At 61.5% G+C, this 20138-nt stretch carries 17 protein-coding genes; 10 read left to right on the top strand and 7 right to left on the bottom strand.

Translation table 11 applies throughout. The features are described from left to right. Positions 1–9: 9 nt before the first annotated feature. The 4 genes from ACYF6X_RS03905 to fruB all read right to left on the bottom strand — a co-directional run bounded on the left by ACYF6X_RS03905 (position 10) and on the right by fruB (position 4533). Positions 10–603, bottom strand: a complete 594-nt coding sequence (locus ACYF6X_RS03905) for a DJ-1/PfpI family protein (protein ID WP_130018597.1) — start codon at positions 601–603, stop codon at positions 10–12. Positions 604–764: 161 nt separating this feature from the next. Next, complete coding sequence (gene fruA, locus ACYF6X_RS03900) at positions 765–2450, bottom strand: PTS fructose transporter subunit IIBC (RefSeq protein ID WP_107226538.1); 1686 nt, start codon at positions 2448–2450, stop codon at positions 765–767. Between the two features lie 11 nt (positions 2451–2461). Further along, positions 2462–3403, bottom strand: coding sequence for a 1-phosphofructokinase (fruK, locus tag ACYF6X_RS03895; RefSeq protein WP_063989309.1), 942 nt, complete (start codon positions 3401–3403; stop codon positions 2462–2464). Continuing rightward, positions 3400–4533, bottom strand: coding sequence for a fused PTS fructose transporter subunit IIA/HPr protein (gene fruB / locus ACYF6X_RS03890; protein ID WP_063989310.1), 1134 nt, complete (start codon positions 4531–4533; stop codon positions 3400–3402). Before fruB ends, fruK begins: the two co-directional genes overlap by 4 nt. Before the next feature lie 248 nt (positions 4534–4781). Between fruB and ACYF6X_RS03885 the strand changes: the two genes are divergently transcribed. The 4 genes from ACYF6X_RS03885 (at position 4782) to ACYF6X_RS03870 (ending at position 11192) form a co-directional block, all read left to right on the top strand. Beyond that, positions 4782–5204 carry a nucleotide triphosphate diphosphatase NUDT15 gene (locus ACYF6X_RS03885; protein WP_130018598.1) on the top strand — a complete coding sequence of 141 codons (423 nt, stop codon included), beginning with the start codon at positions 4782–4784 and terminating at the stop codon, positions 5202–5204. Between the two features lie 233 nt (positions 5205–5437). Continuing rightward, positions 5438–6598 carry a NapC/NirT family cytochrome c gene (locus tag ACYF6X_RS03880; RefSeq protein WP_063989312.1) on the top strand — a complete coding sequence of 387 codons (1161 nt, stop codon included), beginning with the start codon at positions 5438–5440 and terminating at the stop codon, positions 6596–6598. Between the two features lie 13 nt (positions 6599–6611). Further along, positions 6612–9086 carry a trimethylamine-N-oxide reductase TorA gene (torA, locus tag ACYF6X_RS03875; RefSeq protein WP_063989313.1) on the top strand — a complete coding sequence of 825 codons (2475 nt, stop codon included), beginning with the start codon at positions 6612–6614 and terminating at the stop codon, positions 9084–9086. A gap of 930 nt (positions 9087–10016) precedes the next feature. Further along, entirely contained in the window at positions 10017–11192 is a 1176-nt protein-coding gene (locus tag ACYF6X_RS03870; protein WP_063988764.1) for a sugar efflux transporter, read from the top strand. Here the strand turns inward: ACYF6X_RS03870 and ACYF6X_RS03865 are convergent. Further along, positions 11189–11443 (bottom strand): YkgJ family cysteine cluster protein, encoded by a 255-nt coding sequence (locus ACYF6X_RS03865; protein WP_015378527.1) that lies wholly within the window; start codon positions 11441–11443, stop codon positions 11189–11191. The two genes, ACYF6X_RS03870 and ACYF6X_RS03865, sit on opposite strands and share 4 nt — an antisense overlap. A gap of 265 nt (positions 11444–11708) precedes the next feature. Here ACYF6X_RS03865 and mtr point away from each other — a divergent pair, with 265 nt between their 5' ends. Beyond that, entirely contained in the window at positions 11709–12953 is a 1245-nt protein-coding gene (gene mtr / locus ACYF6X_RS03860) for a tryptophan permease (protein WP_130018049.1), read from the top strand. A gap of 126 nt (positions 12954–13079) precedes the next feature. Continuing rightward, positions 13080–13652: an elongation factor P-like protein YeiP gene (gene yeiP, locus ACYF6X_RS03855; protein ID WP_004935725.1), complete on the top strand. Its 573-nt coding sequence runs from the start codon at positions 13080–13082 to the stop codon at positions 13650–13652. Between the two features lie 42 nt (positions 13653–13694). On the opposite strand, the gene uxuA is transcribed toward yeiP, so the two are convergent. Then, positions 13695–14885, bottom strand: a complete 1191-nt coding sequence (uxuA, locus tag ACYF6X_RS03850) for a mannonate dehydratase (protein WP_130018050.1) — start codon at positions 14883–14885, stop codon at positions 13695–13697. A gap of 293 nt (positions 14886–15178) precedes the next feature. Between uxuA and ACYF6X_RS03845 the strand changes: the two genes are divergently transcribed. Beyond that, positions 15179–16651, top strand: coding sequence for a mannitol dehydrogenase family protein (locus ACYF6X_RS03845; protein ID WP_130018051.1), 1473 nt, complete (start codon positions 15179–15181; stop codon positions 16649–16651). Positions 16652–16713: 62 nt separating this feature from the next. On the opposite strand, the gene ACYF6X_RS03840 is transcribed toward ACYF6X_RS03845, so the two are convergent. Next, positions 16714–17022 (bottom strand): type 1 fimbrial protein, encoded by a 309-nt coding sequence (locus tag ACYF6X_RS03840; RefSeq protein WP_063988768.1) that lies wholly within the window; start codon positions 17020–17022, stop codon positions 16714–16716. A gap of 318 nt (positions 17023–17340) precedes the next feature. Here ACYF6X_RS03840 and ACYF6X_RS03835 point away from each other — a divergent pair, with 318 nt between their 5' ends. From ACYF6X_RS03835 to mepS, 3 genes are all read left to right on the top strand, one after another. Further along, on the top strand, positions 17341–18315 hold the full coding sequence (locus ACYF6X_RS03835; RefSeq protein WP_063988769.1) for a CobW family GTP-binding protein: 975 nt from the start codon (positions 17341–17343) through the stop codon (positions 18313–18315). Between the two features lie 78 nt (positions 18316–18393). Then, complete coding sequence (locus ACYF6X_RS03830) at positions 18394–19104, top strand: phosphatase PAP2 family protein (protein ID WP_063988770.1); 711 nt, start codon at positions 18394–18396, stop codon at positions 19102–19104. Between the two features lie 411 nt (positions 19105–19515). Further along, positions 19516–20091 carry a bifunctional murein DD-endopeptidase/murein LD-carboxypeptidase gene (mepS, locus tag ACYF6X_RS03825; protein WP_025303553.1) on the top strand — a complete coding sequence of 192 codons (576 nt, stop codon included), beginning with the start codon at positions 19516–19518 and terminating at the stop codon, positions 20089–20091. Positions 20092–20138: the final 47 nt, after the last annotated feature.

Raw genomic sequence — 20138 nt, 5'->3', positions numbered from 1 at the left:
GCCGCTCGCCTAGGCGCGAGCGGTTTCCCCCACCGCGTGCTCCGCCGCCAGCATGGCGCGGAACTGACGCAGCGTTTCTTCATCCAAACCCGCAGCCCTGAACACACCGGCGGTAAAACTGACCGGCGCCGATCCCGGTGCCGTAATGACACGGTCATCCACGACGGCGGCGGCGCTCGCAACGAAATGGCGCTGGCCGGTGTAGCCCTCAACATGGCGCGTCAAGAACTCGGCAGCGTTGGCGGTATGCGCCCTGCCGTTCAACAGGCCGGCCCGTGCCAACGCCAACGTTCCCCCGCAAATGCCCGCCAGGGTTGCGCCGCGTTGAAACTGCTCGTTGAGCAACGCGCTGATGTCCGGCGCCCGTTCGGTTTCCCACAGGGTGCCGCCGACCACCACCAGCACCTCGGGGCGCCAATCCGCCAATTCGGCCACGCTTTTTTCAACCTCTACCGTCAGCCCGCCCTGTGAACAAAGCTTTCCAGCCTGCGGCGCAAAAAACGCCACCTCCAGCCCATAAAACGGGCCGCCAACGCCGGCAATCAGCGCGTATTCCCAATCGGCGAAGCCGGATGCCAGTACGATCGCCACTTTTTTAGCCACGGATGAATCTCCTTGAGTCATTGCTTGCTCGCAGGAACAAAGTCGCGTCATCAGCTTAGAAAGCGCTGTGATTTTTGGCCAGGGGTAAATCGTGCTGACTGCCTAAGGCACAAACAAAAACGCGCAGCTCGGGGCTGCGCGTTTTGCGGTATCGACGAGGCTTACGCCGCGGCGGTAACCGGCACTTCAGCACGTTTCAGCAGGGCATAAGCCACACCCGCCAACAGCGTACCGGCGGCGATCGCCACCAGGTACAGCAACACCGGCGAAATCGCGCCCGGGATCAGCAGCACGAACAGCCCGCCGTGCGGCGCCATCAGCTTGGCGCCGAAGGCCATCGACAGGGCGCCGGTCAGCGCCCCGCCGGCAATGCAGCACGGCAACACGCGCATCGGGTCGCGGGCGGCGAACGGAATCGCCCCTTCGGTGATGAAGCACAGCCCCAGCACCAGCGCTGCCTTGCCGCCTTCCTGTTCGGATTTCGGGAACTTGCGGCGCGCCAGCAGCGTCGCCAGCCCCATCGCCAACGGGGGCACCATGCCCGCCGCCATGATCGCCGCCATCGGCGCATACACCGAGGAACTGAGCAGCGCGACGCCGAAGGCGTAGGCCGCTTTGTTCACCGGGCCGCCCATGTCGGTACACATCATGCCGCCCAGGATAGCCCCCAGCAGCACGGCATTGGCGGTGCCCAGCGATTGCAGCCAATGCGTCAGGCCTTCCATGATTTTCGCTACCGGCGTGCCGACCACGTAAATCATGATGAGGCCGGTGATCAGGCTGGCCACCAGCGGAATGATCAAGATTGGCTTCAGCGCTTCCATACTCTGCGGCAGGCGCAGCTTGCTGCTGATCGCCCTGGCGACGTAACCCGCCAGGAAGCCGGCGATGATGCCGCCGAGGAACCCGGCGCCGGTGCTCACCGCCAGCATGCCGCCGATCAGGCCCGGCGTCAGGCCCGGACGATCCGCGATGGAGAAGGCGATAAAACCGGCCAATACCGGCACCATCAGCGCAAAGGCGGAGCCGCCGCCGATCTGCATCAGCGCCGCCGCCAACGTGCCTTTGACTTCAAACGCCTTGATGCCGAACACGAACGACAGCGCGATGCACAGGCCGCCGGCCACCACCATCGGCAGCATGTAGGACACGCCGGTCAGCAGGTGGCGATATGGGCCGGAGCCCTCTTTCTTTTTCGCCGCCGGCGCTGCGCCGCCGCGCTGCTGCGGCTGGAACACCTCCGCTTCGGCCAGCGCCTTGTCCAGTTCCTGGGCGGTTTTCTTCAGCGCCAGCCCGGTGGAAGTGCGGTACATCGGCTTACCGGCAAACTTGTCCAGATCCACTTCGATGTCCGCCGCAACGATCACCAGATCCGCCGCCGCCACCTCTTCCGGGGTGATGGCGTTGCCGGCACCGACGGAGCCGCGCGTTTCCACCTTCACCCACCAGCCGCGTTTTTTCGCTTCACTTTCAATGGCTTCGGCCGCCATAAAGGTGTGCGCCACGCCGGTTGGGCAAGCGGTGATCGCCACGATGCGTTTTTGCCCAGCGGCTTTCACCGGCGCCGCCACCTGCGGCGCCTGATAGGATTCAGCTTCGGTCTTGGCGCGCGCCAGAAAAGCGTCCGGTTCCCGCACCGCCTGTTCTACGTCGCCCACATACACCAATTTGCCGTTCAGCCCGGCGTCAGCGGGGGCAGACTGCCCCGCCACCGCCACCAGTTCGGCGTCCTGCACCGACTCGACCAGCGTCAGGCCGGCTTTGGCCGCGGCGGCCTCCAGCATGCGTTTCGCCAGGTGGCCACGGGCCTGCCCCAACGAACTGTCTACCATCAGCAGCGTTTTCATTCTGCCTCCTGCTATTGATTGAAAGGTTTCAGATCGACGCGCGCCATCATCGCGGCCAACTGGGGACGATCGGTCACGCCGACGTTGCTCTGGCTGACCGCCAGCGCCGCTACCGCCGTGGCCAGACGCAGAGTGTGCTCGCTGGATTCGCGCATCAGCAGGCCGTAAATCAGGCCGCCGACCATCGAATCGCCGGCGCCCACGGTGCTGACCACCTCACAGGACGGCGGTTTGGCGATCCAGGCGCCCGAGGCGTTAACCCACAGCGCGCCTTCCGCGCCGAGGGAGATCACCACGTGGGCGATGCCCTGCTCGCGCAGCGCATGCGCGGCCTCGACCACGTCCGCCAGCGTCGGCAGCGGACGGCCGGCCCAGATTTCCAGCTCGCGGCGGTTCGGTTTCACCAGCCACGGCGAGGCCTTCAGCCCGGCGACCAGCGCTTCGCGGCTGCTGTCGAAAATGATGCACGGGCACTTGGCACGCAGCTGGGTCATCCAGTCGGTAAAGGCTTCGGGATCGACGCCGGCCGGCAGGCTGCCGCTCACCGCCACCATGTCGAACTGGCCCAGCCAGCTCAGCGAGTCGCTGACGAAGCGATCCCAGTCCTGCGGCGTCACTTCAAAACCGGAGAAGTTGAAGTCGGTCACTTCACCGTCTTTTTCCGTCAGCTTGACGTTGATGCGGGTGCGGCCCGGCACCACCTGGAAGCGGTTGGCGATCCCCAGATCGCTGAACAGCAGCTGGAAACCGTCCTGATTGTCTTTACCCAGGAAACCGCCGACGGTGACGTCGATGCCCAAATCCTTCAACACTTTGGCGACGTTGATGCCCTTGCCGGCGGCGTGCAGGCCGGCGGTTTTTACCCGGTTGACTTCCCCGCGCTCGATCTGCGGGCAGAAGCCCACCAGATCGTACGCCGGGTTCAGGGTGATCGTTGCTACTCTTCTGCTCATGCTGCGCCCTCGCCCAGTCCTTCATTAATCGCTTCGCCGATCGCCTTCAGCGCGGCTTCAGCATCTTCTCCATTGGCGGTAAAGCGCAGGTGATGCCCTTTTTTCACCCCCAGCGCCACCACCTTCATCAGGCTGCGCCCGTTGGCCGGCTTACCGCTGCCGTCCAGGTTGGTGACGGTGATGTCACTGTTGAAACTTTTGATCACGTTGACCAGCGCCGTGCCCGGCCGTGCGTGCAGGCCGTGCTCGTTGCGGATCACGAATTCGGCGCTCAGCACGCTGCTCTCCTCGGCCACTTCGCTGGTCAGCAGCGCCAGCACCCCGGCGGCATCCGCCTTCAGCAGGCGTTCAGCTTTGTTGGCCAGCAGCAGATCGCTGAGGTAGTTGAGCACCGCCAGCGGCTGCGCATCGGCGACCGACACCGTCAGCAGCAGCGCCACCGGCTCGCCGTCTTCCACGAAAACCTGCGCCGGGCGGCTGACGGTGGCCGCGCTGGCCAGGTTGCCTTCGACGCTGTCGCTCAGCCAGATGCCCTGCCCCAGGTTCAGCGGCTTGCGGGTGATGGCATCGCTGACGAACTGCGCGTTGACTGCGCCAACCTTTTGCAGCCGGCCGGCGTTCAGCGCCTGCAGCGTCATCAGGCTGTCGGCCGCGACGTCGAGCGCAATCAGCGAAACGTCGAACTGGAATTCGGCGCTCTGCTGTTCGCCCATCAGCAAGCCGCGCAGCTCTTCCGCGGAGGTGGTTTTCGCCAGCCGTTCCGCCACGCCGTCATCGCTCAGCACGTGAGTGAGCTGGCGCAGCAGCGCCAAATGCTCGTCGGAGCGGGCGGCGATACCGATCGCCACATAGGCGGTCTGGCCTTCGCCCCAGACGATACCCTGCGGGAACTGGAACACCTGCACGCCGGTTTTCAGCACCAGATCGCGGGTATCGGTGGTGCCGTGCGGAATGGCAATGCCGTTGCCCAGGTAGGTGGACGTCTGCAGTTCGCGCTGCAGCATGCCGTCCACGTAACCGGCGCTGACGCAGCCGGCTTCGGTCAGGGCGGCAGCCACCTGGCGGATGGCCTCTTGCTTACCGTCGGCAGCGGCGCCCAGATGAATGTCTTGCGGTGACAACTGGAACATGATTCTCCTCTCCTGCTGAATTGAATCGTTTCAGCTTCATTGAGAAAAAGGAGCGTGACCCGTTCGCCACAAGCGGTCGGATAACGCTGAAACGTTTCAAGGAGTGTGTAAGCAGCGCAAGTCGAAAGCAAGCTTTCTCCCTTTTGCCATTACAGATTTTTGAGCTTACGCACACTTTCGCCGGCGTATTGGCCCACACCGGGGGCAAAATGACATACTGTGCTGAAACTTTGCTGACGGAGAAAAGCATGAACGTAGTGACGGGCGTCGGGGTGATCATCGTCAACCCGCAGGGCGAGATTTTGTTGGGCAAACGCTGCGGCCCGCACGCACCCTTTTGGTCGATCCCCGGCGGGCATCTGGAGGCCGGTGAAACCTTCGAGCAGTGCGCCCAGCGCGAAATCGCCGAAGAGACCGGGTTGCTCATCGCTCCGCCGCGCTTCGTGGGCGTCAGCAACAATCTGCAAACCTGGCGCGCCGAAGGCAAACACACGGTGTCTGTCTGCCTGCAGGTGGATCATCCCGGCGGCGACGCCGAGCTGAAAGAACCTGAAAAGTGCGCCGAATGGCGCTGGTGCGCGCCAGACGCCCTGCCGGAACCGCATTTCGAAGCCAGCCGCACCGCGATCCGCCTGTGGCTGAGCGGCCAAGCCTATTTGCCCACGACCTGACCCATCGCGAGCGCGAGTTGCGCTCGCTTCCCCTGCCGCACGGCCCCATCGCTATATAAATTAGAATATAACGCTATTTTTTGCGATATATGCCCTTTTTTTGACTACGGATAACCCTATGGGGTTAACCCTCTTCTATTATTACCCCTGCAATCGACGTGGCATTCTGACCTCCGGTCGGCGGCCTTTTGGCAAGATTTTATTTTAAATTCATAATTATAAGCGGGTTTACCATGAGCAAAAAACTGACTGGCTTTGAAAAAAAGCGCCGGTGGGGATGGCTATGGCTTTTGCTGCTGGGGATTATCCTCGGCGCGGCGCTGTTGGCCGGGACCGCCACCGTATTCCATAAAACCAGCGATACCGCCTTCTGCGTTTCCTGCCACACCATGCAACAGCCGCTGGCCGAATATCAGGGCAGCGTCCACTTCCAGAACACCAAGGGCATCCGCGCCGAGTGCGCCGACTGCCACGTGCCGCATCAACCGATCGATTACCTGTGGACCAAAATCCGCGCGGTAAAAGACATTTACGGCGAGATGGTCGGCACCATCGATACGCCGGAAAAATACGAAGCGCACAAGCTAGCGATGGCGCAGTCGGTCTGGAAAACGCTGAAAGAGAACGACTCGGCCACCTGCCGCTCCTGCCACAGCTACGACGCCATGGACATCACCGCCCAGCGCCCTGAGGCGCGCCTGCAGCACCCGGTGGCGATCAAACAGGGCGAGACCTGCATCGACTGCCATAAGGGCGTAGCCCACATCCTGCCGGACATGAGCGGCGAAACCCAGGCCGGCGCCGCCGAGCTGGCGAAGGCCGCGGCGCTGACCGCGCCCGACGCCACCACTCTCTACACCATCGCCACTGAACCGTTCTTCCTCAGCGCAGACGACAGCCATAACGCCGGCAACCTGATGCCGTCCACCGAAGTGCAGGTGGTGAAGCAGGATGGCGACAAGGTGCTGGCCACCGTGAGCGGCTGGCAGCAGGACGGGGTCAGCGAAGTGTTCTACGCCGCGCAGGGCAAACGTATCCTCAGCGTGCTGCTGGGTGAAGACGCGCGCCAACAGCTGAAGACCGCGGCCACCCAGACCGATGCGGAAACCGGCCTGGTCTGGCATCAGGTCTCTTTGCAGGTGTGGCTGCCGCGTAAACAGTTGATCGACGATCAGCAAAAAATCTGGCGCTACGCCGCGGACATGATGTCGGCCAACTGCACCGGCTGCCACGGGCTGACCGCGCTCGATCGCTTCAACGCCAACCAATGGATCGGCGTCATCAAAGGCATGGCGCCACGCACCTCGCTGACGCAGGAACAACTGCGCGTGCTGACGCAATACGTACAAAAACACGCCAGCGACATGCCACCTGCCGCACCGGCCAAGCTTTAAAGGGAGAAGCGCAATGAGCAACCAACAACCGTTAACAATGAGCCGCCGCCGCTTCCTGACCGGCGCCGCCGCGCTGGCCGCTGCCCCGCTGCTGGCAGGCTTATGGCCCAAAGCGGCGCTGGCGCAGGCCATCAGCGAAGCGCTGCCGCAGTTCATCGCCTTGCGTCAGGCGCAAAAAGGCATCCTGACCGGCGCCCACTGGGGCGCGTTCGAGGCCATCGTGCAAGACGGCAAGATGGTCGGCGTGCAGCCGGTGCAGGACGATCCGTACCCCAATGAGCTGATCACCATGGCGCCTTATCAGGTGCACGCCGAGAACCGCATCAAATACCCGATGGTGCGTAAAAGCTGGCTGGAGGGCGGCCCCGGCAGCCGCACCGAGCTGCGCGGCCGCGACGAGTGGGTGCGCGTCAGCTGGGACAAAGCGACCGAGCTGGTGTGCAATGAGATCGTTCGCCTGCAAAAAGATCACGGGCCGCAGTCGATCTACGCCGGTTCCTACGGCTGGAAAAGCGTCGGCATGCTGCACAACAGCCGTACGCTCCTGCAGCGCCTGATGAACCTGACCGGCGGTTTCCTCGGCTACGCCGGCGACTACTCCACCGGCGCGGCGCAGGTGATCATGTCGCACGTGGTCGGTTCGATGGAGGTCTACGAACAGCAGACCGCCTGGCCAAACGTGATCGAGAACAGCGAGCTGGTGATCCTGTGGGGCTGCAACCCGATGGTCACGCTGAAAAACAGCTGGAACGTGCCGGATCACGTCGGCCAGACCGGCTTTGAGGCGTTGAAGAAGAAAGGCACCCGGGTGATCAGCATCGATCCGGTGCACAGCGACAGCGCCAAGTTCGTCAATGCGCAGTGGATCGCCCCGCGTCCTTATACCGACGGCGCCATGCTGATCGGCATCGCCCATACGCTGCTGACCGAGAAGCTGCATAACCCGGACTTCCTGAAAACCTACACCGTCGGCTTCGACAAGTTCCAGGCCTACCTGCTGGGCGAGCGCGACGGCGTGGCGAAAACCGCCGAATGGGCGGCCGACATCAGCGGCGTCGATGCCGACACGCTGCGCGCACTGGCGCGCGAGATGGCGAAGCATCGCACCATGATCATGGGCGGCTGGGGCATTCAGCGCCAGCACCACGGCGAACAGCAGCACTGGCTGCTGGTGACGGTGGCGGCGATGCTCGGCCAGATCGGCCTGCCGGGCGGCGGCTTCGGCTTCAGCTACCACTATTCCTCCGGCGGCAGCCCGACCGCCAAGGGCGGCATCATCGCCGGCATCTCCGCCGGCAACGCGCCGAAGAACTCGCCGGCGCCGATCCCGGTGGCGCGCATCGCCGAATGCCTGAGCAACCCGGGAAAAACCATCGACTTCAACGGCGCCAAGGTCACCTACCCCGAGGTGAAAATGGTGTATGTGGCGGGCGGCAACACCTTCCACCAGCATCAGGACACCAATAACCTGGTCAAAGCCTGGCAGCGGCCGGACACCATCGTGGTCAACGAGCCTTACTGGACTGCCACCGCCAAGCATGCCGATATCGTGCTGCCGGCCACCACCAGCTACGAGCGCAACGATCTGGAAATGGGCGGCGACTATTCGCAGCTCTACGTGTTCCCGATGCACCAATGCGTGCCGCCGCAGCACGAGTCGCGCAGCGACTTCGACATCTTCTCGGCGATGGCGGCCAGACTGGGCGTGCAGGAAGCCTTTACCGAAGGCAAGGACGAAACCCAGTGGCTGAAAGGCATGTACGACGACATGAAGAACCAGGCGCGCGCGGCCCGGGTGGCGCTGCCGCCGTTCGACATGTTCTGGCAATCCAACAACTACGTGCGTTTCCCGGTGCCGGAGGCCAACAAGCAGTGGGTGCGCTTCGCCGACTATCGCGACAACCCGCTGCTGAACCCGCTGGGCACGCCGTCGGGCAAGATCGAGATCTACTCCGACGCCATCGCCAAAATGCATTATGAGGATTGCCCCGGCATCCCGACCTGGATGCCACCGCACGAGTGGTATCGCGGGCCGGAAGCGGCCAAATATCCGCTGTCGCTCAATACCGCGCACCCGACCAACCGGCTGCACTCCCAGCTCGACAACACGCCGCTGCGCGAGAAATACGCGGTGGCGGATCGTGAAGCGATCCTGATCCACCCGCAGGACGCGCAGCCGCGCGGCATCAGCGGCGGCGATCTGGTACGGGCGTTCAACGATCGTGGCCAGATCCTGGTGGGCGCGGTGGTCAGCGAAGACGTGCGGCCCGGCGTGGTGCGCATCAGCGAAGGCGCCTGGTTCGATCCGGCCGATCCGGCGCAGCCCGGCTCGCTGTGCAAGAACGGCAACGTCAACTGCCTGACCTTCGACATCGGCTCTTCCAGCCTGGCGCAGGGCAACTGCGGGCAGATGGCGCAGTTGCAGATCGAGAAGTATCGGGGGCCGGTATTGAAAAATACCGCGCACACGGTGCCGCAAGGCGCCTGATTTACCCGCAAGCAAGGGGCGTAACGCGTAATGCTGGTCAGTTAGCGTTTTTCTGAACGTATTTGTGCAGTTTTCGGTCGATAAAGGTGAGATGCGCCATGAGGCTCATACGCCTCGACCGAGCCAGGGGCCGAAGGCGCGGCCCCTGGCAACCCGCGCCTTTGCCCTGTCAGACGGTTGGCTTTGCCAACGTTACTCAGCCCATCCCTGGGCCTCGCCCCTTCGAGGCCGCTGCAAGCAGCGTTCAAATCTGCTCCAGGCAGATTTGTCCTCCCTCCGCCATACCGCATTGAGGCCGGTTGCGACAGGCGTCCCTGCCTGTCTCACCTGAAACCGCCGTCCATGGCGGTTTCTCCTAATGCGCTATGCCTGCGTTCGGCGTCTTCAAGGGCGTCCAACCCTGTGTTCATCTCCGACTTCTCTGCCATAACGTCATAAAGAACAGGTTGCCCGGTAGCTGCCCGCACGGGTGTTGACCTTTGGCGCGCATCACCGGCTGCCGAGCAAGACGGCGTTGTCAGGGGCAACCGGCCAGGGAAGGCCGGTTGAGGCGAGACTAACAGGGACGTTTGTCGCAGCCGACCCGCCCGACAACGCAGACGCGGCGAGGGTATCCGCGTAGCGGACAGATGGTGTTAAGCGAAGGCGCGGGTGGAGGGGCCGCGCCATCGGCCCCTCCAATTGCCGTTCATTGTAGTAACAGAGAAATTCTGGGCATTTAGGGCAATTCATCCTGCACGACACGTAAAGAGACTGGATAAAAAATACCAGTCAGGTTCAAGTGACCAGCATTAGGCGCAACGCGCCCTTTTTTTCTCGTCGCCGTGCGACATATCCGTTTACCCTTCGCCGCAAGGGAGCGGTTTGCGTTTCATTTCAACGGGCGTATGATGCGCGCGACCTTCCTTTTTCGACGAATTCTCAACCACCATGCCGACTTCATCCGCAGTAACGCGACGCACGCCCGATCTCACTTCGCTGGCCTTTTTGGCGGTGGCGTTCCTGACCGGCATCGCCGGCGCCCTGCAAACCCCGACGCTGAGCCTGTTTCTGGAAACCGAGGTCAAGGTACGGCCGGCGCTGGTCGGGCTGTTCTTTACCGGCAGCGCGGTGATTGGCATTCTGGTCAGCCAGTTTCTCGCCGGCCGTTCGGATAAACAAGGCGACCGCAAGTCACTTATTTTCCTCTGCTGCATGCTGGGTGCGCTGGGGTTCACGCTGTTCGCCTGGAACCGCGACTATTACCTGCTGCTGATCGTCGGCGTGGTGCTCACCAGCTTCGGCTCCACCGCCAACCCGCAGATGTTTGCGCTGGCGCGTGAGCATGCCGACCGTACCGGCCGCGAGGCGGTGATGTTCACCTCCATCATGCGCGCCCAGGTCTCCCTGGCCTGGGTCATTGGCCCGCCGATCGCCTTCGCGCTGGCGCTGGGCTTCGGCTTTAAGGTCATGTATCTGGCGGGCGCGGCGGCCTTTGTGCTGTGCGGCCTGCTGGTGTGGAAACGGCTGCCCTCGATGCCGAAAACCGCGGCGACGAACGCGCCCCTGGCCGCACCGCGGCAGCACCGCCGCGATTCGCTGCTGCTGTTCGTCGCCTGCACCCTGATGTGGACCGCCAACAGCATGTACCTGATCAACATGCCGCTGTATGTGGTGCACGAGCTGCGGCTGCCGGAGCGGCTGGCCGGGATATTGATGGGCGCCGCCGCCGGGCTGGAGATCCCGATCATGCTGCTCGCCGGCCTGGCGGCGAAGCGCTGCGGCAAACGCCGCCTGATGCGCGGGGCAGTGGTCGCCGGCGTGCTGTTCTACTGCGGCCTGCTGTTTATCACCGGCAGCTGGCAGCTCATCGCCCTGCAGCTGCTGAATGCGGCGTTTATCGGCGTGCTGGCGGGGATCGGCATGCTCTACTTCCAGGATTTGATGCCCGGCCAGGCCGGCGCGGCCACCACGCTGTTCACCAACACCACCCGGGTGGGCTGGATCATCGCCGGCTCGATCGCCGGTGCGGTAGCGGAAATCTGGAACTACCATGCGGTGTTTTACGCCGCGCTCGCGATGACGGTGGGAGCCACGCTGTGCCTGTGGCGGTTGAAAGACGCTTAGGGCGCGGTGTCCGCTTCCAGCCTGGCGAGATAAATCAGCGCCTGATCGCGGTGATCGTGGCACATGTCGCGGCTCGGCTGCAGGCTGCCGCACACTTTCGGCCGCAGCGGCGAATGAAACAGGCCGCAGCGCAGCCGTTCATCCAGGTGAATGCAGCGGGTATTGGCGGGCTTGCCGTTCGGCATACCGGGGATCGGGCTGGATATTGACGGCGCGATACAGCAGGCGCCGCAGTCACTGCGACAGTCCATCAGCGCTACTCCTGGTGGGCTGGGGGAAAAGAAGCGCGACAATAGCAGCCGCGCGCGGCGGCCGCCAGCAGAATCCCTGCGCCCCGGCGATCTTTACACTCATCGCCCTGCGCCGGCCGGCGTCATCCTATGGCGAATAAACGCCCAATAAACCTTTATTTAAAGATAAAAACGCGTGAAACGTGCAACTCCCCCGCTTTACATGCGCCATGTGCCCATGTACCATTGAGCTAGTACAAAAGAACCTCTTCCACCAGGAGCACGCATGTCTACGGACACCATCCAGAAGCTGGCCCGCCCTTCGATCCTCGGCGGCGCGATGATCATTGCCGGAACCGCCGTTGGCGCCGGCATGTTTTCCATTCCGATCGTCACTTCCGGTGTCTGGTTCAGCGGTTCCGTCGCGCTGCTGGTGTATACCTGGGCCTGCATGCTGCTTTCCGGCCTGATGATCCTCGAAGCCACGCTGCACTACCCGAGCGGCGCCAGCTTCAACACCATGGTCAAGGATCTGCTGGGTAAAGGCTGGAACGCCGTGAACGGCCTGTCGGTGGCGTTCGTGCTGTATATCCTGACCTACGCCTATATCTCCGCCGGCGGCTCGATCATCGCCCACACACTGGAAGGCATCGTCGGCGTCGGCCAGACCACCGCCGGCCTGGTGTTCGCGCTGGTCGTGGCGTTTATCGTCTGGCTCTCCACCCGCGCGGTCGATCGCCTGAGCACCATTCTGATCGGCGGTATGGTGATCACCTTCGTGATGTCGGTGGGCGACATGTTCACCCACGTGCAACCCGCGGTGCTGTTCAACACCGGCGATGACCAGGCCAGCTATTTGCCTTACGCCCTGGCGGCGTTGCCTTACCTGCTGACCTCGTTCGGCTACCACGGCAACATTCCCGGGCTGGTGAAGTACTACCACAAGGACAGCGGCTCCGTGGTGCGCAGCCTGGTGTACGGCACCCTGCTGGCATTGGCTATCTATATCCTGTGGCAGTATGTGATTCAGGGCAATATCGCGCGCGACGCTTTTAAGCAGGTGATCGCCGAAGGCGGCAATATCGGCAGCCTGCTCAAGCAAATGGGCAACGTCTCCAGCAGCCAGACCGTTAGCCAACTGCTGAACGCCTTCTCCTATATGGCGCTGGCCAGCTCGTTCCTCGGCGTATCGCTGGGCCTGTTCGACTACCTGGCGGACTTCTGCAAGTTCAAGGACGACGGCATCGGGCGCAGCAAGACCGCGCTGGTGACCTTTGTGCCGCCGACCCTGGCCGCGCTGCTGTTCCCGAACGGTTTCCTGTACGCCATCGGCTTCGCCGGGCTGGCGGCCACCATCTGGGCAGTGATCGTGCCGGCGCTGATGGCGCGCGCCAGCCGCCGCCGCTATCCGCAGGCGGGATACCGCGCACCGGGCGGCAACGGCGTGATCCTGTTCGTCATCCTGTTCGGCTTGATCAACGCCGCCGCGCATATTCTGTCGCTGTTCGGTCTGCTGCCGGTCTTCCACTAATCCTCGACGGGAGAGCGCCTGCTCTCCCCTTCTCACACTGTTTTTACGCCGGGCTATTGCCTGAAATCGGCGGCGCGAGTACCTTGTCGCAACTTCTCTCATACTCCTCATTGCGGATAAATTGAAATGGCAAGAGCTAACGAAATTAAGCGCGGCATGGCGATCAGCTACAACGGCAAGCTGCTGCTGGTAAAAGATATCGACGTGCAGAGCCCGAGCGCCCGCGGCGCCAGCACCCTGTACAAAATGCGCTTCTCCGACGTGCGTACCGGCCTGAAAGTGGAAGAACGCTTCAAGGGCGACGATATCCTGGACACCATTTCCCTGTCGCGCCGCAAGGTGAACTTCTCCTATATCGACGGCGAAGAATACGTGTTCATGGATGATGAGGATTATACCCCGTACATCTTCAAGAAAGACCAGATCGAAGACGAGCTGCTGTTCATTCCGGAAGGCGGCCTGCCGGGCATGCAGGTGCTGACGCTGGATGGCCAGGTGCTGGCGCTGGAGCTGCCGCAGACCGTGGATATGGAAATCGTCGAGACCGCGCCGGGCATCAAAGGCGCTTCCGCCAGCGCCCGCAACAAACCGGCCACCATGGCGACCGGCCTGGTGATCCACGTGCCGGAATACCTCAGCGCCGGCGACAAGATCCGCATTCATATCGCCGAACGCCGCTACATGAGCCGCGCCGACTAGTCGCGCCAGCGGGGCCGAGTCTCGGCCCCGTTTCATTTTCCTCTATGGCAGTTCCGGGAAAAAACGCCGCTTGAGCGCCAGCTCGACGCCACGCAGCTCCGCCAGCCCTTTCAACCGCCCGATGGCCGAATAGCCCGGATTGGTTTTCTTTTTCAAATCGTCCAGCATCTGATGCCCATGATCGGGGCGCATCGGAATCGGCCGCCGATCGCCCGCTCGTTGCCGACGCAGCTCTTCGGCCAGGATCGCTTCGATCACCGCCACCATGTCCACATCGCCCTGCAGGTGCGCCCCTTCGTGGAAGCTTTTCGGGTTCTCCTCGCGGCAGGTGGCACGCAGGTGGGTAAAGTGAATGCGATCGCCGAAGGTTTCAATCATCCGCACCAGATCGTTATCGGCACGCACGCCGTATGAACCGGTGCACATGGTGAAACCGTTATGAATGCTGTCAACGGTCTGTTTCAGCCACTGCATGTCTTCAATCGTGGAGACGATGCGCGGCAGGCCGAGGATCGGCCGCGGCGGATCGTCGGGGTGCACCGCCAGCCGGATGCCGGCCTCTTCCGCCACCGGCACGATGGCGCGCAAAAAGACCGCCATGTTTTCGCGCAGCTGCGCCTTATCAATGCCGTCGTATTCCGCCAACCGGCGGCGGAACTGTTCCAGCGTGTACCCCTCTTCCGCCCCCGGCAGCCCGGCGATGATGTTACCGGTCAGCCGGTTTTTTTCTTCCTCGCTCATGGCGGCGAAACGGGCCGCCGCCTGGCTACGTTCCTGCGGCGTATAGTCCGCCTCGGCGCCGGCGCGCTGCAGGATATGCAGCTCGAACGCGGCGAAGGCGATTTGATCGAAACGCAGCGCTTTGGAACCGTCCGGCAGCGAATAAGCCAGATCGGTGCGCGTCCAGTCGAGGATCGGCATGAAGTTGTAGCAGACGGTGTCGATGCCGCAGGCCGCCAGGTTGCGCAGCGACTGCTGGTAATTGGCGATGTACCGCCGCCAGTCGCCGCTGTGGGTTTTGATCTCCTCATGTACCGGCACGCTCTCCACCACCGACCACACCAGCCCCTTTTCCGCCAACAGCGCCTGCCGCGCGCGGATTTCGTCGATCGGCCAGACGTCACCGTTCGCGATATGGTGCAGCGCCGTCACCACCCCGGTCGCCCCGGCCTGACGCACATCGTCCAAAGAAACCGGATCGTTCGGGCCATACCAACGCCATGTTTGTTCCATGTTTTATCCTTATGCCTGTCTCGCACTGCGATGCTGTTATACCAGTTTAATTTAGATGTCAGTTATCTTTAACTTACTCTTTCGCCCTGCGCTGTCAAAACCGAACCCCTCATTGGTTGATCCACTTCACGATTCTGGCTTATTTTGGACTGACCAATTCCTTTAACTGGCCGACATCCCTACACTGGTCGCAGTTTTTTATCACCGGCGCCACCCTGCCTATGCGGCGGAAAACTGGTCTGCTAACTTGGCGCAAGTGGCCCGCCAGCTGTCTTACACGCTTTGGAGATAAGATGAAAACGATCGCCAACACCCCGCTACCGGGCGCCGTCCGGCAGCCGGGCTATGACCGCCGGGCCCTGCGCAGCCGCATCGTGCACCTTGGCTTCGGCGCGTTCCACCGCGCGCACCAGGCGCTGCTGACCGATCGGGTGCTGAACGCCCACGGCGGCGACTGGGGCATTTGCGAAATCAGCCTTTCCGGCGGCGTGCCGCTGTTTGAGGCGCTGCGGCAACAGGATCATCTGTACAGCGTGCTGGAGAAAGGCGCGGACGGTCATCAGGCCATCGTGGTCGGTGCGGTGCATGAGAGCCTGCACCGCAAGCTGGAGGGCATCGCCGCGGTGCTGGAGAAGCTGGCCGAGCCACAGGTGGCGATCGTTTCGATGACCATCACCGAAAAAGGCTACTGCATCGAGCCCGGCAGCGGGCGGCTGGATCGACAGCATCCGGGGATCGTCGCCGATCTGGCGTGGCCACATCAGCCGCAGACCGTGCCCGGCATTTTGGTGGAAGCGCTGCGGCTGCGGCGCGAACGCGGCCTGCCCGCCTTCTCCCTGCTCTCCTGCGACAATATTCCGGAGAACGGCCACGTGCTGCGCCGGGCGGTGCTCGATCTGGCGCAGGCGCGGGATCCGTCGCTCGCCGATTGGATCGCCACCGCCGCCACCTTCCCCTGCACCATGGTGGATCGCATCGTGCCGGCCGCCACGCCGGCCACGCTGGATGAGATTGCCGCCGCGCTGGGCGGCGTGCGCGACGAATGCGCCATCGCCTGCGAGCCCTTCATTCAATGGGTGGTGGAAGACAACTTCGCCGCCGGACGCCCGGCGTGGGAACTGGCCGGCGCCCAACTGGTCAGCGATGTGCTGCCGTTTGAACACATGAAGCTGCGCATGCTGAACGGCAGTCACTCGTTCCTGGCTTATCTCGGCTACCTGGGCGGTTACCGCTATATCAACGAGTGCATGGCGGATGAACACTACCGCCGCGCCGCCCTGCGGTTGATGCTGGACGAACAGGCCCCGACGCTGAGCGTCACCGGCATCAGTCTGGCCGACTACGCCGCACAGCTAATCGCGCGCTTCAGCAATCCGGCGCTGCAACACCTCACCTGGCAGATCGCCATGGACGGTTCGCAGAAGCTGCCGCAACGTCTGCTGGACGCGGTACGCTGGCATCTGCGGCACGGCGGCGACTATAGCGGGCTGGCGCTGGGCGTGGCGGGCTGGATGCGTTACGTCGGCGGCGTCGATGACGCCGGTCAGCCGATCGACATTCGCGATCCGCTGGCAGACGTGCTGCAACAGACGATCGCCGCCACAACGGACGATCGGCGGCGCGTGACGGCGCTGTTGGCGCTGAAAGCGGTGTTCGGCGAAACGCTGGCGACGCATGCGGCGTTTACCGACGCGGTGACGCAAGCCTATTTGTCGCTGCGCGATCGCGGTGCGCGTGAAACGGTGAAGGAGTGGGTGATGCGGTGAGAAGCCTGCAAGGCCGAGAATAACCATGCCGGCGTAACGTTACGCCGGCATGGCGGAACGACTTAACGATAAACGACCGTCATAACAGCGAGTTTCTTCTGTTGGTCCACCCACTTCATTTCGGTTGTGCCTAGATTTAGCGGAAGTTCTTTGCGTGTAGCATCAAAACCTGACAACGCTTGCTGGGCCTGATAATGCTGGCCGTTGCGGTAACATTGCGTATTCGCCTTAGAATCTGCAATCTTGACCGTGCAAGGACTTTCAACAATAGAACCGACGAAGCGAATTACCCCGCCGGCCACGCCTGCATGACTCACTGCCGTCCATGAAAACAACATTCCTACGATCAAAAATAACCGAAAGGTATTCATGGCAACCTCATTTTTAGTTAAGCCAATTTAACCATAGAGGATCTTGTTAGGAATAATCGCAAGGAAAGGGACGAGATTTGATCGTTAATCGCGTCATTAACAATGTAAAAACAAGCTACTAACAAAAGTTAACCGCATCTAATACAGGGTTTTATCTAAGAATTTTCTTGCAAAGAAAGGTGGATTTTACCGGTTGAAAAGCGCAGGGTGACGTGCAAAATTTGCGAGATAGAGCACAAATTAAATCGCGGCCGTTTCACCGATACGGCTGCGTAACTCATTTATTAAGCAGGTTAATTTTTGCGCCAGGAATTATTAATGACCAAAACCAATTTGATTACCGGTTTCCTCGGCAGCGGTAAAACCACCACTATCCGCCATTTGCTGGCTCATAAGCCCGAACATGAACGCTGGGCGGTATTGGTCAATGAATTCGGCGAGATCGGCATCGACGGCGCGCTGCTGGCGGACAGTGGCGCGGTGCTCAAAGAGATCCCCGGCGGTTGCATGTGCTGCGTCAACGGTCTGCCGATGCAGGTAGGCCTGAATATGCTGTTGCAGCAGGCCAAACCGGACCGGCTGCTGATCGAGCCGACCGGGCTCGGGCATCCGAAACAAATCCTGTCGCTGCTGACCCAGGAAAGCTATGCCGGCTGGATCGATCTGCAGGCCACCCTGTGCCTGTTGGATGCCCGCCAGCTCAGCCAGCCGCGCTACCGCGACAACGAAAACTTCCGCGATCAGCTGGCCGCGGCCGACGTTATTTTGGCCAGCAAAAGCGACACCTATCAGCCGGAAGACAGGCGGGCGCTGGCGGCCTGGAAGACGCAAGATGCGCTGCAGCGGCCCTGCTACGCCATCGCGCAAGGCGAAGCGGATGTCGCGCTGTTGTCACTTCCGCGCACGAATCGTACAGAATTGCCGGACGCACAGCATCATCATGGTCAGGCGAAAAAGCAGGGGCTGGCGGCGCTGCGGCTGCCGGAGCACGCCCGCTGGCGGCGAGCGTTGAATGAAGGCCAAGGCTTCACCAGCTGCGGCTGGATTTTTGACGGCGACACCCGGTTCGATACCGTCGGCTTTATGGAATGGGTACGGCTGGCACCGGTCGAACGCGCCAAAGGCGTGGTACGCATCCCCGAAGGCACGTTACTGATCAACCGTCAGGGGCAGGATCTTAACATCGAAACCCGCCCGGTCGCGCCGCTCGACAGCCGAATTGAGCTTATCCACAGCGAAAATGCCGATTGGAACGCCCTGCAATCCGCCTTGTTTAAGATTCGTTTAAGTTAAACCCCGTACCGTTGCCCCCCGGTTGCCGCAGGGCGGCCGGGTTTTATTTCGTTTTCATTTTTCCAACAGGTTTATGTCATGACACGCCGCAATTTACCCTTCATTCTCTTCTTCAACTTACTGGGCGTTGCGCTGTTCCTGTCCTGGTTCCTGCCGGCCAATCACGGCGGCTGGTTTACTCTGGATTCGGCGATTTTCTTCTTCTTTAACCGCCATCTGGCCACCGACCCGGCGTTTTTGCACCTGGTCGCCATCACCAATAACCGTGCGTTTGATGTCATTTCGCTGCTCGCCATGGGGCTGCTGTATCTGTACTTCTACCTGAAGCAGGACGCCGCCGGCCGCCGCCGCCTGGTGATCACCGGCGTGGTGATGCTGCTGACTGCCGTGGTGCTGAACCAGCTTGGCCATCTGCTGCCGGTGAAACATCCGAGCCCCACCCTGACCTTCGACAATATCCATCGTGTCAGCGAGCTGACCGGCATCCCCACCAAGGACGCTTCCGGCGACAGTTTCCCCGGCGACCACGGCATGATGCTGATTATTTTTTCCTGCTTTATGCTGCGCTATTTCGGCCGCGGCGCCTTCGCCATCGCCCTGCTGATTACGCTGGTCTTCTCATTGCCACGCGTGATGATTGGCGCCCACTGGTTTACCGATATCGCCGTCGGCTCACTGTCCGTGGTGCTGGTTGGCGCCAGCTGGGTACTGATGACGCCTTGCAGCGACTGGATCGTCGATCGGTTGAACCGCCTGTTGCCCGGCAAGCACCGCCCCGGCCAACCATAACTTGCGTCTATGACTCATGCCGGGAGGCGTCCGCCTCCCGGCCTTTATCCCTTCACCGAACGCAAAATATCGCCGCCCCGTCGTTAACGCTTTTGCAACCTGATTTCACACCAGATTCATACATCGGACAATTGGCGTTTTTTATATGAAGATTTACATTATGTTACATCACAAATTCATATAAAAAAGACGGAAAAAAGGCTCGCAATCCCCTATTTGTTCCGGTAATCTCAAATGCGTTTGTGCCTGGTTTAAGTCGAATCAGTATGGAATCCGATAAAAATGTGCGTTCTCGCACGTTTTCAACGGTAACTGGTTGTCGATGCAACAGGTGCGGACTAGGCTCGTTCCGTTTGGCATTTTTCAGGTAGCGACTTTCGTCGTTAAGGACTTCAAGGGAAAACAACAACAATGGTCAAATCTCAACCGTTTCTGAGATATTTTTTGCGGGTAGTCCCTGCAATTGCCGCTGCGGTTATGCTGTCAGCGTGCAGCTCGACTCACACTTCGAACTTGAATAACGCACAAACTGAGATGCGTGCAGTTAATGACAAAGACGGTCTTTTACTGCAAGCCTCTCAGGATGAATTCGAAGCGATGGTCCGCAACGTTGACGTCAAGTCAAAGATTATGGATCAGTACGCGGACTGGAAAGGCGTTCGCTACCGCTTAGGCGGTGACACCAAGCGCGGCATCGATTGCTCGGCGTTTGTACAGCGCACCTTCCGCGAACAGTTCGGCATGGATTTACCGCGCTCTACCTATGAACAGGAAGATCTCGGCAAGAAAATCCAGCGCACCAAGCTGCGCGCCGGCGATTTGGTGCTGTTCCGCGCCGGTTCTACCGGGCGCCATGTCGGCATCTATTTGGGTAACGATCAGTTCGTTCACGCCTCCACCAGCAGTGGGGTCATGATTTCCAAGCTGACCGATAACTATTGGAATAAACGTTATCGAGAGGCGCGCCGGGTGCTGACCAACGGTTAACGGCGCAACGCCCTGAAGACCCTGAATACCAAACGAGCGATAAGCGC

The organism is Serratia sp. ID 25-353, from assembly GCF_054792795.1.
The sequence above is the reverse complement of the archived record's forward strand: the minus strand, read 5'-3'. Positions and strand labels throughout refer to the sequence as shown.

Bases quoted from the DNA above. Each gene is read 5' to 3' on its own strand.
- fruA (WP_107226538.1), bottom strand. From the start codon at position 2,450: ATGAAAACGCTGCTGATGGTAGACAGTTCGTTGGGGCAGGCCCGTGGC.
- fruK (WP_063989309.1), bottom strand. From the start codon at position 3,403: ATGAGCAGAAGAGTAGCAACGATCACCCTGAACCCGGCGTACGATCTG.
- fruB (WP_063989310.1), bottom strand. From the start codon at position 4,533: ATGTTCCAGTTGTCACCGCAAGACATTCATCTGGGCGCCGCTGCCGAC.
- ACYF6X_RS03885 (WP_130018598.1), top strand. From the start codon at position 4,782: ATGAACGTAGTGACGGGCGTCGGGGTGATCATCGTCAACCCGCAGGGC.
- ACYF6X_RS03880 (WP_063989312.1), top strand. From the start codon at position 5,438: ATGAGCAAAAAACTGACTGGCTTTGAAAAAAAGCGCCGGTGGGGATGG.
- torA (WP_063989313.1), top strand. From the start codon at position 6,612: ATGAGCAACCAACAACCGTTAACAATGAGCCGCCGCCGCTTCCTGACC.
- ACYF6X_RS03870 (WP_063988764.1), top strand. From the start codon at position 10,017: ATGCCGACTTCATCCGCAGTAACGCGACGCACGCCCGATCTCACTTCG.
- ACYF6X_RS03865 (WP_015378527.1), bottom strand. From the start codon at position 11,443: ATGGACTGTCGCAGTGACTGCGGCGCCTGCTGTATCGCGCCGTCAATA.
- mtr (WP_130018049.1), top strand. From the start codon at position 11,709: ATGTCTACGGACACCATCCAGAAGCTGGCCCGCCCTTCGATCCTCGGC.
- yeiP (WP_004935725.1), top strand. From the start codon at position 13,080: ATGGCAAGAGCTAACGAAATTAAGCGCGGCATGGCGATCAGCTACAAC.
- uxuA (WP_130018050.1), bottom strand. From the start codon at position 14,885: ATGGAACAAACATGGCGTTGGTATGGCCCGAACGATCCGGTTTCTTTG.
- ACYF6X_RS03845 (WP_130018051.1), top strand. From the start codon at position 15,179: ATGAAAACGATCGCCAACACCCCGCTACCGGGCGCCGTCCGGCAGCCG.
- ACYF6X_RS03840 (WP_063988768.1), bottom strand. From the start codon at position 17,022: ATGAATACCTTTCGGTTATTTTTGATCGTAGGAATGTTGTTTTCATGG.
- ACYF6X_RS03835 (WP_063988769.1), top strand. From the start codon at position 17,341: ATGACCAAAACCAATTTGATTACCGGTTTCCTCGGCAGCGGTAAAACC.
- ACYF6X_RS03830 (WP_063988770.1), top strand. From the start codon at position 18,394: ATGACACGCCGCAATTTACCCTTCATTCTCTTCTTCAACTTACTGGGC.
- mepS (WP_025303553.1), top strand. From the start codon at position 19,516: ATGGTCAAATCTCAACCGTTTCTGAGATATTTTTTGCGGGTAGTCCCT.